We start from the raw sequence: 14,155 nt of genomic DNA, 5'->3' as shown, positions 1-14,155 counted from the left end.
GATTCGCAGCAAGAATCCTCGCCGCTGTCAGGCAGAAAATCCACTCAAGCTACTGTCCGAATTTGCGGGGCCAGCTCTCTGTCTGGATATTGGAATGTTTTGGGCTGCGTTGAACCCTTTTGTGGTCTCGCTGCCCATTAAATGGTTGATTAAAATCGGCGATCAGAACAGCCTTCCATCGTCCTTCCGCAAAGACCTCGATCTAACTCATTTCGAGGATTCAGTGTGGAGGCTTTCGTTGTATTCAGGCTTGGTTAGCCTCGTGGGTGTTGCTTCGTTTGCGTCCATTCCTGCTCTCGCCTATTGGCAGAGCCCATACCTCGACGCCACCAAGCGCCTTGTAGGCATAGACGTCGTTTCGGGAATACCACGTAGCTATTACATGCAACTTGCATTGGCGGTCGTCCTGCTCATCATTCTGTTTGCTTCTGTAGTCCGCTATAGGACTCTCGGAAGAGCCGCTTATTGCAGGAAAAGTTAGAAGGTAAGCAACTGACGGCTGAAGTTCAGACAGGGCTAGCCCTCGGAAATGCAGCGAGGACACAAGTGTGCCGGCGGATGTCCCTCGATTACGCGCTCAAGGGGGCGAATCTTTTGCCAACAATAAGGTGTCCGAAAAGGCGTAGTAAGTCAGGGTCTCACGGACATTTTGCGCCATCAGCCGGCCTTGCTCAACCTGGCGGTGCAGCAAATCCTCGACGCTTGCCCCTTCCGCTCGTAGCGAACAAGGTAATGCAGCCCCTCCGTCGTTTGCCACCGTCCAGGACGATACGGCAGCAGTCGCCCTGCACCGACGCGCAGCGCGGTCGTTCAGTCTTGCCCCCCTCATACCCGGCAGGATCGAAGTCGCGAGCAGTCCATTCCTCTCCGGGTTCTAGGTCAGCTAGGTCAATTACATGGCCCGTGCCTTCAACAGTCCACCCTCCCATCTTGGCCGCCCCCTCGGGGGTGGCCATGCGCCGGGAGATAACCACTTCATCTGTAGCGATGTTGTAGAGCTTTACTTTGTAAACGGTGGTCCTGGCCATCTCTATTTCCATTTCCTCTTGATCTGCGTCGTGGGCGTATCCCCGCACATGAATCAGCACTAAGTTGCCCCGCCTGGGCAGCGGCGCAAGCCGGTCCACGATGTGCTGCGGGGCTCCTTCTTTGATTTCTACGCCGTATGCGTAAACCAGCCCATCGTCGTTGGCGATCTCGTTTATCCTATACTCGATTTGATTTAATTCATCGAGCGTGAGGTCAAGTGCCGCGGCAATCGCCTCAGCTTCCTCGCGATCGTACTCATCTTCAAGCTGTCTGCTGCTCATTGTACTTCACCCATCATCCCGAATGCCCGTTTCCTAAAAGATCAACTTCGTCTGCATCGGCTGCCAGCATATGCTCCAAGGCCTTTACATAATGAGTGAGCGGTGAGATTCGATCGACTATCCTGGGCGGCGCTCGCGGCTGTGGCATTTGGCAAGGCTTAGTATTCTCAGCGAGTGGGAATCAGTTCACGTCTCGAAGGTAGTTCAGCATACTGTTGCACGCATTCTCGGCCTCAGCGAAGCTTTGGAGCGGCCAGCCGAGAATCCTGATCGAGCCACGGCTCTGGTCAAGCGGACGCCACGAGGCGACGTAGCCCGACCTTCCGCGGAAGCCACGACCAGTCGGGCTCTGGAAGCTGATCACGAACGAATAGCCGTCGCTGTTCGCACTCCAAATTTCCATGTCTTCGCCAGCGCGATGGAATTGCAGGGGCATCAGGCTCCGTTCGCCTGGTCAACCCGAGGACGAAATGCTTCGGTCGAACGACGTGACGGGTCAATACATGGCAGCTCTCGCCGGCAACTTACGTTTCCTCGTCAAGTCGTGGCATAGGTCTGGAATTCCTAGCAGCTCGGCTTGTCCGGTCCAGCCACCTGCGTGGGTCACTTGCCTGAAGCTAGAGATGAGAGCGTATTCAGCGAAACGCATCCTTGGCGTCAATTTGTCCTGATGTTTATCATTTCGATCAAGTGCCTGAGCTGGTAGTTGACCGCGACACGAGGCATTGCCAGAGTGAGGGTGGAATGCAAATCTCCGCGTCTTCGCATGAGGAGTGTCTCGGCAGGATCGTCACCGAGCTACCTTGTGGGCGTCGACGGCGAGTGCGGAGCGCAGGTCCACCTTGGCGTGGCACGCTGAGCGGGCACAAGCTCGGCCAGTGATCTCGCGGCTGGTTGCGACAAGCCAGCTCTCATAAGTGCGCCATGCAGCGCGGCTTTCGCATCGGAGGGCCATCATGACAAATTCGGAGCGCCATTTTCGACCCGGTCCGGACGTCGCTCCCTACCGGAGTGGGGCTGGATGTTCGCTCTCGGCGACACTGTATCTGAATCACTGGCTTCGTGGCGCTCAGCAGCGTTGCGCCACGCGACCGTGCCGAGTGTGCTATTAGTTGCAGTGATGATGATTATCGCCGGCGTCGCCAAAGTGATTAATGCCTTTCAGGTAAGGCGTGGGGCAAGTTGTTGCTGTGTGCTCTTTTGGGGGCGCTTTACATCGTCGCCGGTTTCCTGACATTTGAAAATGCAGCGCTCATCGGTGTTCTGCTTACACTGATCGTCGGCGCATCGCTGGTCGCCGTCGGCTTCATGCGCGTGTTCTTGGCATTCAGCATGAAGCGCGCAACGGTTGGGGGCAACCTCTCGCGCGCTTCAGCGCAACCCCAGAGGGTGACTAAGTCTAGGAAACACATCTAGAGGAGGAATGACATGCCTAACGACGCTGAAGCCGGTACGTGGTCGGGGTTGTTTTCTCTGGTGTTGGGGATCATAGAGCTGGCCCCGGTTGTTTGGACAGCGCCCCGCTGGATTTAAGTGGATTCCTGCCGGGTTATGCTGAACGCGGGGCTTTACGATTTTGTCGTTGCGTCGGGAGGGCGTAGCCCGACCAGAGCGACGACAAAATCGTCGGCGACGGTCATGCGGCCATCACCATAGCTTGCGTGCCGAAGTAAGCCTCGTCGGGCGTGCGCCCGTCAAGGCTCGAGTGAGGGCGTCCCTGATTGTAGAAGGCCAGATACTTGGCAATTGACGCTCGCGCCTCGGACACGCTGTCGTAGGCGCGGAGATAAACTTCTTCGTATTTGACCGTGCGCCAGAGCCGCTCGACAAACACGTTGTCGCGCCAGGCGCCCTTGCCATCCATGCTGATGGCGATCTTCGCGTCCAGCAGCACATCGGTGAACTCGAGGCTGGTGAACTGGCTGCCCTGGTCCGTGTTGAAAATCGCGGGCCTGCCGTGCTTCGCCAACGCCTCCTGGACCGCTTCGACGCAGAAGGCCGCCTCCATTGTGATCGAGACGCGATGGGCCAGGACCCGTCGGCTGAACACATCGACGACCGCCGCGAGATAGACGAAGCCACGCCGCATCGGAATGTAGGTGATGTCCATTGCCCACGCATGGTCGGGCCGCTCGATCTTCAATCCGCGCAACAGGTACGGGTAGATCTTGTGACCCGGAGCCGGCTTGCTCGTGTTCGGGCGACGATAGACCGCCTCGATCCCCATGCGCTTCATCAGCGTCGCGATGTGGCGGCGACCGGCGTATACCCCCTCCCGCCGCAGCAACGATCGCAGCATACGCGCTCCCGCGAAGGGATAATCGAGATGCAGCTCATCGAGCCGACGCATCAAGGCAAGGTCCTCGGCCGAAACTGGCCGAGGTTCATAGTAGACCGTGCTGCGAGCCAGCTTCAGGACCTTCGCCTGGCGCACGATAGAAAGATCATGACCGCGGTCGATCATCGCTTTGCGCTCAGCAGGCCCGCCTTGGTGAGCGCGCCGGACAAAAAATCGTTTTCCAACGCCAGCTCGCCGATCTTGGCATGCAACGCCTTCAAATCGACCGGCGTCTCGGCCGATGTCTTGTCATGCCCAAACACGCCGGCGGCGCCTTCCAGGAGCTGGTTTTTCCAGATCGTGATCTGGTTCGGATGAACATCAAACAGTTGCGCCAGCTCCGCCAGTGTCTTGTCTCCTTTGACCGCAGCCAAAGCAACCTTCGCCTTGAATGCCGGAGAATGCGTCCGGCGGCTCTTCTTCGTCATCTTCGCTCCTGATTCGCAGCAAGAATCCTCGCCGCTGTCAGGCAGAAAATCCACTCAAGCTACTGTCCGAATTTGCGGGGCCAGCTCTCATATCGATCGTCGCGGTCGTCGTATGCTGGATCTCGGGAGTGAACGTCAGAGGTGCTAGACCAGAAGCGGTCCTTGCTGTGTGGATCGTGATATCAGGGAGCGTCATGGCGCTCTGGGGTCTTGGGAGACTTTTAAAGCTAAAGCCCAAAGTGGGGCAGCCCACCATAACCGCATGGGTTGGAATCTTCGCTGTGACCTTCACGATTTGGGCGATCGTCGCGGACAGATGAGAGCGGATGCTATGGCTTTCGTCGCCTTCCGGTGCTTGGGGTCCCAGCCTAAACCCCATACTTTGGCAGTGGCTGCATCCGTCGCGTTGAAATACCGCAGCTACAAGCAATTAGGTGACGGCAAAATCCGCCTGTTGTCTGCAGCCAAACGGTGAAAGAAAGGTTTGCTTTGAGCGCACACTGAGGTGTTCGAGAAACTCGCTCAGAGAGTTATTGTGGTTTATTTTAAATAGTTCTCCTCCGTTCCTTGCGGGGAAGGGAGCGAGTTCTAAGGCCGCACCCATAAGCGCGAGGATCAGTCGAGGGACCTACGGTGACCACTCGATCTAGCAACGGTGTGCGCTGATCAGTAGGTCCGCCGGAGACCGACCAGTTCTCGTAGGTGCCGCGCAGAAGGTTTCGGGCTATCAAACGCAAGCGTAGAGCAAAATGGATGTGGAGTGCGCTTGGCGCCTTTGCGTTAGTTTGCGTCCGGAAAGCTGCCAAGGCCGTCTATCGGGCTTTGCGTCCGGCAGTTGTCCCCTCAAGGGGGACGGCGGAGGAGCTACAGTGATTCGAAGGCCCGTGCTCCGCTCTAGAAATGACGCGGGATTTCGTTACGACGGGACGCGGGGAGCGTGCCACCACGTGCGCGCCGGCGCAGGTCGCGACGCTGACCGCAGCACTGCCGCAGCAGCCCCCGGTGACGCCGGTCGCAAGTCCGAAAATTCTGAACGTGCCGGCGCTGGTCGCGCTGGCTCCGCGACAGCCGGGACTGCAGCCGCACGTCGTCCCCGGGGCTACGGAGGACGAGCCAAGCGAGGAAACCCGTCGCAACCGGGCAACTTTTGATTTTATCGCTTGTAACAAACTGCAAACGAAAGCTGGATTGCGAGTGGCCTTCGCCAGCGGGCAGCCGATCTCGTTTCCAATTGAATCGATGGAGGTGAAGGCCAACTGGGTTCCCGTCGGCAATCGAAATCCGGCCGAGTATCACGTAAACACGGCCTCAGATAACAAGCGCTACGCGCTCGTTTCGATGCACGTCATATCCAAGCAGATCCCGAATTGGACCTGGGCCACATTCGAGCACAAGGACAATCTTGGACGCTGTGACTTCATCGGCTGCCACGACAAATTTGGCGCCGTGGTTCAGGATGTCGCGCCGCATACGTCGCCCGGCGGGAAGTACGACCCTTGCGTCAAGACGCCCGCGCTCAAGAAACTCTTTGCGGACAACGGACTGCCTGCGCTGTGGGAGAACTACTGCCTGAAGGGCAGCCAGACCGATTTCGTGACTGCGACGGGGCTCAAGACGTTGCTCGGCAACTCGGTGACGGAGGCCGGCTTCGCGGACACGTCCTCATGTCTTACTTGCCATGCGCGAGCATCAGCCAACGTCGCTGGCAAGAATCTCTACGGTGCCGGCTTTGTTGCACCGCCGCTTTGCCCGGCTGGACAGAGCCTCTGCAGCCCGAATGGTGCTCCGCTGCCGGAGTGGTTCTGGAACAGTCCAGGCCAGCCGAACCAGTCGCTGCTCGCGCTGCAGACCGACTTCATCTGGTCGATCCCGCGGCACGCGATCGGTCCCTGATTGTCGTGGCGAGAGCTGCGAGGCGGCGCAGAGGCCCGTCTAAGCGGCCGGCGGCCGCTGATGTGGAATATCTGTCGCCGAACGCCCCGCTGAGCCTGACGCTGTATTTGCGTCATCGTCTGCCAGTACGCTGGCGTCCCGGCAGTGCGATCGACCTGTCCGAACTGACGCGGCGCGTCACCCTGAGCCAGTTGAGGGCTGAGCGGCGGCCCATCCTGAAGCGCTCGGTTGAGCGCATCCGCCGGTTTGCCAAGCGGCAGGGCATGACTGTGATCGCGGTCGATTTCCTCGGCCGCCGCGTCAGGCTCAGGGCCAGCGCCGCCGCTGTCGAACGCGCCTTCGGCACGCGGCTGGCATGGATCCGCGACGGCGGAGTGTGGCGCTACTACCCCTGTTACAAGCCGCGCGTGCCGCGGCAGTTGAAACCGATCATTCATGCCGTTCTTGGCCTCGACACCAGGAAACCGCGGCTCAGCCGCCTGCGGGAGAATGCCAGCGCGGGGAACGGCATCGGGCTGCTTCCCTCCGAGATGGCCCGGCTTTACGGTCTCGATCGCGGCGGTCGCGGGCAAGGCCAGTGTATTGCAATTATCGAGCCCGCCGGCGGATATAGAACCGACGACATCGTCAAGGCCTGTCAAGCCATGCAGATCGCGCCGCCTCAGATCGTCGACGTCAATGTCGGGACCGGCCGCAACAGGCCGGGGCCGAATCCTCGTGCGGATGCGGAAGTGGCCCTTGATATTCAGGTGGTCGCCGGCGTCGCACCCGAGGCGCGGATTGTCGTGTATTTCACCGAACTCAGCGAGCCCGGGCTAGTCGCCGGCGTCAGCCGGGCGGTGCACGGCCCCGAGCGGCCGAACGTCGTCATCATCACCTGGGGCGAGCCCGAAACGCTCTGGCCGGCAGAGTCGCGGCTCGGCCTCGACCCGGTGCTGCAGGATGCCATCCGGCTTGGGATCACCGTGCTTGCGACCGCGGGTGACGATCTGGCCTCGGAGCGCATGCAGGACGGCAGGGTCTACGTCAACTATCCAGCATCGAGTCCCTACGTGCTGGGTTGCGGCGGAACGCGAATCGTGCTCGACGGCGCTCGCGGCAGCATTGTGAATGAGACGGTGTGGAACGATAATGGAGTGCACGGCACCGGCGGTGGCATCAGCGAGGAATATCAGGTGCCCGCTTTTCAAGCCGCGGCCCGGATTCCGGGCTCGCTCAATGACGGCAGACGCGGACGCGGGGTACCGGACGTCGCCGCTGCTGCCGCGCCGACAAATGGCTACCGCATCTTCCTCAATGGCGTGGACTTCGTCGCAAGCGGGACAAGCGCGGTCGCTCCGCTCTGGGGCGCGTTCATTGCGCTGATCAATGCAAGACGCGGCCAATCGCTCGGCTTTGTGAACGGTCGTTTGTACCAGTTGCCCAACCTGCTGCGTCCGATCGTCACCGGGGACAACAAGGATACAACGGGCCTTGGTTACAATGCCTGTCCCGGCTGGAACGCCTGCACCGGTCTCGGTTCGCCCGACGGCGGTGCCATCGTAACGGCCCTGACCAGCATTGCATGAGCGCGAGATCGCCGGCACGCATTACCTTCCCAGATGATCTGTCGCCCGTCTTCCTCGCCGGGCGCCTCCTTGATGTGCTGAAAGACATGCCATTTGTGAACAATGGGCGGAGCATCGGTCATAGCGCCTGATCCGATTGCTGATGACGGTTGCGCTCTCAATGACCCGCGAAGCGATGTCCTCGAAAGACAGATGATCATTATCAAGATAGGCCCGTCCCGTGGCCCAAAGCCTTGATGTGTCCCATTCCATTTTGCTGGGCGGTCTAATCATCCGCGCTGCCTCATATTCCAGATCGGCGTTGCCGATACCCCTCCTGGGTAGCGGGCGGTCGGCGGCATGGCGCCCCCTTAGATGGGCCGCCAGCCGTGCGCTATGCTCGATATGGTCCAAGGCGCGAGGGCTATCGTTGCGCAGCCGGCCGGCGAGTTCCGAAAGGGAGATTTCTGCTTTCCACCGGTTCTGCCTGGCTGAGATTATCAATGCCGGTCCCCACCACCGAGACGCGCACCGTACCTTCCAACTGCTCATCAAAAGTGGCGCCGATGATAATATTGGCATCCTGATCGGCCTCTTCGCGAATGCGGCTAGCGGCCTGGTCGACTTCGAACAGTGTCAGGTCCTTGCCGCCAGTGATAGAGATGATGAGGCCACTGGCTCGCTTGATCGAGGGGTCTTCGATCAGTGGATTGGAAATCGCGGCTACGGCGGCTTTGAGCACACGCGATGGGCCAGAAGCCTCGCCCCTGCCCATCATCGCCTTGCCCTTTTCGCGCATGATCGAGAGAACGTCGGCAAAATCGAGATTGATCAAGCCCTCTTTGACTATAAGGTCGCTGATGCAGGCCACACCCGAATGGAGCACTTGGTCAGCCAGGGCGAAAGCTTCGGCGAAGGTGGTCTTCTCGTTGGTCGCCCGAAACAAGTTTTGGTTTGGAATGATCAGCAGGGTGTCCACCGTCTTCAGCAGATCCGCGATGCCGGCTTCGGCAAGGCGCATTCGGCGTTGACCCTCGAATTGGAATGGCTTTGTGACAACACCAATGGTTAGAATGCCAAGCTCACGCGCGGTCTTGGCAATGACAGGCGCTGCCCCGGTGCCGGTGCCGCCGCCCATGCCGGCGGTAACGAACACCATGTGTGCGCTGGTCAAATGTTTACGGATGGCATCGATTGCCTCTTCGGCCGCGGCGCGCCCGACGTCAGGCTGCGAGCCGGCCCCGAGTCCTTTAGTCATCTGGGTGCCCATCTGGATGAGGCTCTTGGCCTTCGACATCGTGAGCGCCTGTGCGTCTGTATTGGCGACGACGAAATCGACACCCTGCAAGCCGGCCGCGATCATGTTGTTGACGGCATTGCCCCCGGCGCCGCCGACCCCGAACACGATAATGTGCGTTTTTAGCCCGCGAACATCGGTAATGTTGGTCATTTTCGGCCTCACGATTGCGTCGGTAAGCTGGGAAACGAGATGACTCGAAATGCTACCTCCAAGCATTGCGATCTGCTTTGACCAAGTCCGCGGCTAGATGGCCCAGTCTGGACCGGCTCGTCCGTGGCCGTCGATCGAGCCACCAGCATAGGCGCTTGCGCTCGAGATCTGCCCGATGACCAACTGCCGTCGCCTCAAGCCGCGCGATCTCTGCCTGCAACGCCAGGATACTTTCCGCTCGCAGGGCGTTGTTTGCTGTCGACCACCGGTTCGCCGTGGCTTAGCCGCATTTCGGCGAGATCAACGCACACCAACGCGTTGCCATCGTCTGAAAGTGAGCGCGGCAACTGACTGCTTGGCGAGCGAACGGGCGGCCCCTGGCGAGATTTTCAGGCGGTCAGCAGGTGCGACATAGGTCAGCCTCTCAATTGCATCGGCTGTCCTCCTGGGAGCGTACCGAGCAATGTGCGCAGATCGCGAAAAGCTAGGCCGTCATGGTTAAAAGATTCTTAACGCGCAAGCAGATTGATCTTCCGTCGGCGCGCGGGTGGGAGCAGTCTTCATTCCCCCGTACGCCTCTCCTTTAGCTAACGAGGGATTGGCGTGTTGTGGAATCAATATGGGTTCTGATCATCCGCGGTCGCTCAAGAAGAAACCCTCGTATAAGCGGGGTGATGCGTTGCGGCGCATCCTTCACAGAAGCGGAAACTTGCCGGGCAAGCGAATCAAACACACTGTGCATGTTCTCCAGCGCCAGCTGAGGTGTTACGTCAAAAGACGAGCTAACCAAATGGCCACGGACCTCCGTAGGCCCGTCCGCAGAAAAATGTTGGCACCTGCATCAGATCGCCAGCAGCCGGTGGCAAATGGAATTGGGTTGGATACCAACCAATCCTGGTAGCTGCGTCGCGACTATCCTCAAGATACAATTCTGCGCGGATATAAGGACAAAAGGACAGCGGCGCGGGGTAGGACAAAATGATCGATAGGCGTGTGCTTTGGTTTTGTCTCGGTCTTGGTCTCTGTGTCGGCCTTGTCGTATGGTTCATTTTTCCGGGCGGGCTGGCCGGTAAGAGCGATGGCGTTCGGACGAGCGACAACCCCCTTATCGATAAGGTCAAATCAACCTGGCGAGCGCAGGATGGTGAGACAGCGGAGCAAATCTTCACCAAGGTCTCGAAGGTAGCGCACTTCATCCCCAGGGGATGGGAGGTTGGTCAAAAGACCGACTCGGGCGAGCCAGTTATCTTTTCGTGGGCCAAACACCGGGCCGATAAAACAAAGGAAGAGTACACGGTCACGTGGGAGGTGGCGCCCGATGGCACAATGAAAATTGTGGCGCCGTATGCAAAGCCGATGGAACTGGGCTGGCAGGCGTTCGCACTCTCGCTCATTGCGGACGAAGTGACAAACGACGAAAGCGGCGTGAACCGTCACTTTCTGCATAATCCCGCCAACTTCAACTTCGTAACCACCGCGCAGGGCAAGTTGGGCGATCTTCTGCGGCGTGGCCGCTGCACTATCGGCGAGCCGGTTGGAGTGCATTACTCGCCGATGATAGATGAGCAGCAAACCGCGAAGGGCGGCCTCTGGCGCGTCGAGCTTTCGGTCGACTGCAATGTTCCCGGACCTAGTTATTTCACCCGCGACGGAGTCGTCATTTTCGAGAAGCGCGAAGGGCAAGATTGGGAGCCCCAATCGTTCTTTGCCAAGCTTATCGCCACGTATGCACCAGGCTCGTGGTTTGAGCTTGCCGAGCCGAAAGATCAGGGAGCGCTCGACGCGGACAGGAAGGTGTTGCCAAAATGACGTTCGCTGTCGATACGTCGAGCGTCGACGATGATAAAGGCGCATCGCTATTCAAAGTGTCTGCGCTTCGTGCTGCACGTCTCGATCTCGGCAACCAAGCGCAAGTGGAGTGTGTCGGACGGTTGGGCGAGGCAAGATTGCAGGCCAATACGGTTGCCGCGCTTTGACGTTCCGGCCTGTTGTGATCAATACCTCAATTGATCAGCCGCTAACTTCTGTGTACAGCGGAGCTTATCGAGTATTGGACCATAGCAGGACGCATCGATTATCCAATCCCGCTAGGCGATCGTCTCGCCGAACCGCGATCGCTCCGTCTCCGCAACCCCGACCAGCTCCGACGGAGCAATCGCCACCGGCGTGCCACTGGAGAGAAAGAATGGCAGCTTGACAATAGCCCGCAATTTAAGGGCCGATTGACATCCATCGATCTTTTCGACCTTTCGCCATTCGCCGCTGACGTCGGTCGATGAGGGCTCACTTGCTCGGCCGCCAGTTTGGTCTCTTCAACGCAAAAGCCGCCATATGGCGGCTTTTACGTTATGCTTCATCACCTTTGCCGTATCGTCTTTGCTAATAATACTGCGTGGTTGCCCACGGGTTGCCCAAAAAGTGATAAAGTCTGACTAATCCCGGCTAACTTGAGTACGATTGAACGCCTCCGATTCTTGGCTCTACTTCTAGTCTTTCCTTCTTTTTGGTCCATTTCCAAGCTCAAATCAAAGCTCGCAGATCAGGGTTCAGCGCCTCGCGACACTTGGCGCTGTTGGAGAGACGACCGCCACGGTGCTGGTTGCCGAGGTCTATCATCGTTCGTTCGAAACGCGACGACACGTGGCGTCGTTCGTTGGGCTCGCGCCCAGCCCTTACAATAGCGGTGACACTGGTCGCGATCGAGGTATCCACAAAGCAGGCACCAAGCTTGCTCGGCAAACATTGGTCGAGCTGGCTTGGTTCTGGCTCCGTTACCAGCCAAACAGAAAACTTTCGTTGTGGTGGCACGAACGGTTTGGCGGGATGGGGATGCGCGGTCGCAAGGTTGGCATCGTTGCTCTTGCACGCAAATTGGCCATCGCCTTGTGGCGCTTTGTCGAGCAAGGGGTGGTACCGGAGGGCGCTACGTTGAAGGTCTAACGAGAACAATGTCGTTTCTGAGCTTGCCGCAACTGCGGAAAGGCGGGCTGGCGACCGGGAAGATTGATGGCTCTTCGTAGCCCAGTAGTAGTTTGGTCGCCTCCCGTGCCTTTCAGGCTCCGGCTTACGTGAATAGCGATTGTGGTGCGAAGGCGATTGCCTTCGACCGGATACAAGTCAATGCGCTGGTGCGCATGGTCACGGCTGCAGCAGGAACGATCGAAGTTGGCTTAGCAAGAGTGAGTAAAACCGAGTCTTCAGAAAAGAGCCCCACTTTTGAATGTGGGGCAAGTCGCCGTGGCGTTAGTACTCGGAGGCCAACATGATCGTCAGCACACGATTGACGACGGGATCTCGATTTGCGTCCTTGACATCTGGCTCCTCATACAAGTCGATCTTCCAGAAGAACTTTCGACCCACCAGGTCGAAGCTTCCGAAGTCGTGCTCGCCATGAGGATCGTTCTCCTCTGTCAACCCGGAGAAATCCGCTACCTGACGGAGCGCCTCGGCCTTTACGCAATCGGGCAGCTCAGCGACTCCGATTGTCATCATTACCTTGCCGCCACAGAAGGTGTGCCGGAAGGCATCGTTGAGAAGGGCGATACTATTCATCATCGCACTCCTCCGCGTCCTTGCTCCTATAAGGCGGCATGTGGCGAGCGCCGCAGTATGGACAGTCATCGTCACATTGTGCGGACCACACGTCGCTCCACTCCCGGCTGCATTCCGCGCGGTGATAGTAGCTACGAACCAACATCGTCGGCCTCCTAGATTAGGCAGACGAGCACAAGTGCTGAGATGATCGTCTTGCCACCGCATGCTTCGCAGAAGCCCTGGTCCTGGTCGGGCTCCAATGTCGGCGGTGTTGTTGCACCCCTCCGTCATGCAGATCGCCGGGCTCGCATCTTTCAGGAGAGCTGCCAACAGAAGATCGTCCAGGTCTTGGAAGCCCCTCTGATCGCAAAGCGTCACCAGCTTTTGAACTCTCTGGGCAAGAGAAATGTTGGACATCGTGTCCTCCTCGCTACGAGCACCCGACCCATTCGGGTGCTCGTTCGCGAGGTGGAGCGAGCGTCCACTACTGAGCGAAATTAGAAGAAATGCTCAATCGATCGTATGGACGCTCGTCGCGATGCCTCCGCCTCGCCACCGAAACCCGGACACGCATGCAGGTTCCGGATCGCAGGGCGGAAAGTGAAAGAACAAATCTGCAACGATTGTCGCGGCTAACGCCAAATGAGTGGAGAGGCGAAATCGTGCTCCTGGGTCACGAGGCCGACCAAGGAGCCTTGGACATTGAGCTCGTCAGACGACCTAGTCGGGTTTACTGGCGCCTCGTTCGTTGCTACGCCGGAAACCGAGCGGCTGATGAGGAGAGGGATCGCTGTAATTGAAATTGCGACCAAGCCGATCGCAATCAGTGCGCCGCGTTCCTTCATGATGAAAGCATATAATGTCAATCGCTTCACGTCGAGCTAACACGATCCCACAGTCCACTCCAGTAGAAATGATCGGCAACGCAGTTGCAGCGCGACCTGGGAATTCATTATCGGAACGACAAAAACGGCGCCACCCCGCAAGCCGTGGATGAGTGAGGATCGCCGGATGGGCCTGTTCGATGCCGCGGCTCTGGCCCTTACATTCTTTCAGTCAATCGACGGGTAAATTGGATTACCAAGAAAGAGCACCTCACGGAGATGCGCGCTTGCAGGCGCGCAGATAGAAGCAACGTCCAAGTCGACCTCGCAGCGAGGACGGGGGGATTACAAGACCTGCTTGACGCAAAGGTAACGTCCGCTTGGCGGGGTGAAACTAACGTCCGATAGGAAACCTTCTTTCTGAAGTAGCATATTGGCTTCGGAGTAAATATTCCCGTGCAAGTCAACACATGTGCCTCCGGCGAACATGAATGTGAAGTTCGCGGCTGCGATTGCAATATAGCCAACAGCGAAAGTAAGATTCACTCCTGCTGACCCAAATGACGGCGGTCGATACGCAAAAAAAGCGCTTGCTGCACCAAAGCTCAGCCATTCTGAAAAGAACACCAGCTCTAGAGCCGGCGGATTTGCACCAAAGCCACCAGATACCAAAAATGCGAATCCCAAATATTCGAGCCAGGAAAATACAACCAAGCAGAATACGCCGCTGATTACTCGAATGAACCAGAAACTACTATTGAGAGATTTGATACCACTGTAACGCATCAATACGCACATCTTAGCATTTTGGCTGTCCGGCGCACGGGAATT

The 14,155-nt window shown here is 58.3% G+C and carries 12 protein-coding genes; 6 read left to right on the top strand and 6 right to left on the bottom strand.

Features of this window, described 5'->3' with window-relative positions; translation table 11 throughout:
* Positions 1 to 94 precede the first annotated feature (94 nt).
* Positions 95 to 481, top strand: a complete 387-nt coding sequence (locus tag ABIA42_RS29685; RefSeq protein ID WP_370118494.1) for a hypothetical protein — start codon at positions 95 to 97, stop codon at positions 479 to 481.
* Positions 482 to 671: 190 nt separating this feature from the next.
* Here ABIA42_RS29685 and ABIA42_RS29680 read toward each other — a convergent pair whose 3' ends face one another.
* From ABIA42_RS29680 to ABIA42_RS29670, 3 genes are all read right to left on the bottom strand, one after another.
* Positions 672 to 1,310 (bottom strand): hypothetical protein, encoded by a 639-nt coding sequence (locus ABIA42_RS29680; RefSeq protein WP_370118497.1) that lies wholly within the window; start codon positions 1,308 to 1,310, stop codon positions 672 to 674.
* A 181-nt stretch (positions 1,311 to 1,491) separates the two neighbouring features.
* A complete protein-coding gene (locus ABIA42_RS29675; RefSeq protein ID WP_370118500.1) occupies positions 1,492 to 1,746 on the bottom strand; it encodes a hypothetical protein in 255 nt (84 codons plus the stop codon).
* Between the two features lie 1,200 nt (positions 1,747 to 2,946).
* Positions 2,947 to 4,076, bottom strand: a protein-coding gene (locus ABIA42_RS29670; protein WP_109866565.1) for an IS3-like element ISRj2 family transposase whose coding sequence is annotated in 2 segments (ribosomal slippage) — positions 2,947 to 3,824 and positions 3,824 to 4,076 — 1,131 coding nt in all. Because the reading frame shifts where the segments join, the coding sequence is not laid out codon by codon here.
* Between the two features lie 900 nt (positions 4,077 to 4,976).
* Here ABIA42_RS29670 and ABIA42_RS29665 point away from each other — a divergent pair.
* Positions 4,977 to 5,969, top strand: a complete 993-nt coding sequence (locus ABIA42_RS29665) for a hypothetical protein (protein ID WP_370118503.1) — start codon at positions 4,977 to 4,979, stop codon at positions 5,967 to 5,969.
* Between the two features lie 62 nt (positions 5,970 to 6,031).
* Positions 6,032 to 7,537, top strand: a complete 1,506-nt coding sequence (locus ABIA42_RS29660; protein WP_370118506.1) for a protease pro-enzyme activation domain-containing protein — start codon at positions 6,032 to 6,034, stop codon at positions 7,535 to 7,537.
* 403 nt (positions 7,538 to 7,940) lie between these two features.
* Here ABIA42_RS29660 and ftsZ read toward each other — a convergent pair whose 3' ends face one another.
* Positions 7,941 to 8,966 carry a cell division protein FtsZ gene (ftsZ, locus tag ABIA42_RS29655; protein WP_370118509.1) on the bottom strand — a complete coding sequence of 342 codons (1,026 nt, stop codon included), beginning with the start codon at positions 8,964 to 8,966 and terminating at the stop codon, positions 7,941 to 7,943.
* A 978-nt stretch (positions 8,967 to 9,944) separates the two neighbouring features.
* On the opposite strand from ftsZ, the gene ABIA42_RS29650 reads away from it, so the two are divergent.
* The 3 genes from ABIA42_RS29650 to ABIA42_RS29640 all read left to right on the top strand — a co-directional run bounded on the left by ABIA42_RS29650 (position 9,945) and on the right by ABIA42_RS29640 (position 11,906).
* Positions 9,945 to 10,775, top strand: a complete 831-nt coding sequence (locus tag ABIA42_RS29650; protein WP_370118512.1) for a nodulate formation efficiency C protein — start codon at positions 9,945 to 9,947, stop codon at positions 10,773 to 10,775.
* A complete protein-coding gene (locus tag ABIA42_RS29645; protein WP_370118515.1) occupies positions 10,772 to 10,942 on the top strand; it encodes a hypothetical protein in 171 nt (56 codons plus the stop codon). Before ABIA42_RS29650 ends, ABIA42_RS29645 begins: the two co-directional genes overlap by 4 nt.
* A 616-nt stretch (positions 10,943 to 11,558) precedes the next feature.
* A complete protein-coding gene (locus ABIA42_RS29640) occupies positions 11,559 to 11,906 on the top strand; it encodes a transposase (protein WP_370118518.1) in 348 nt (115 codons plus the stop codon).
* Positions 11,907 to 12,209: 303 nt separating this feature from the next.
* On the opposite strand, the gene ABIA42_RS29635 is transcribed toward ABIA42_RS29640, so the two are convergent.
* Both ABIA42_RS29635 and ABIA42_RS29630 read right to left on the bottom strand, forming a co-directional pair.
* Positions 12,210 to 12,521, bottom strand: coding sequence for a DUF3768 domain-containing protein (locus ABIA42_RS29635; RefSeq protein ID WP_370118521.1), 312 nt, complete (start codon positions 12,519 to 12,521; stop codon positions 12,210 to 12,212).
* Between the two features lie 1,148 nt (positions 12,522 to 13,669).
* Positions 13,670 to 14,110 carry a hypothetical protein gene (locus ABIA42_RS29630; protein WP_370118524.1) on the bottom strand — a complete coding sequence of 147 codons (441 nt, stop codon included), beginning with the start codon at positions 14,108 to 14,110 and terminating at the stop codon, positions 13,670 to 13,672.
* Positions 14,111 to 14,155: the final 45 nt, after the last annotated feature.

This window comes from Bradyrhizobium sp. USDA 327 (genome assembly GCF_041262065.1).
GTDB classification, from domain to species: domain Bacteria; phylum Pseudomonadota; class Alphaproteobacteria; order Rhizobiales; family Xanthobacteraceae; genus Bradyrhizobium; species Bradyrhizobium liaoningense.
The sequence above is the reverse complement of the archived record's forward strand: the minus strand, read 5'-3'. Positions and strand labels throughout refer to the sequence as shown.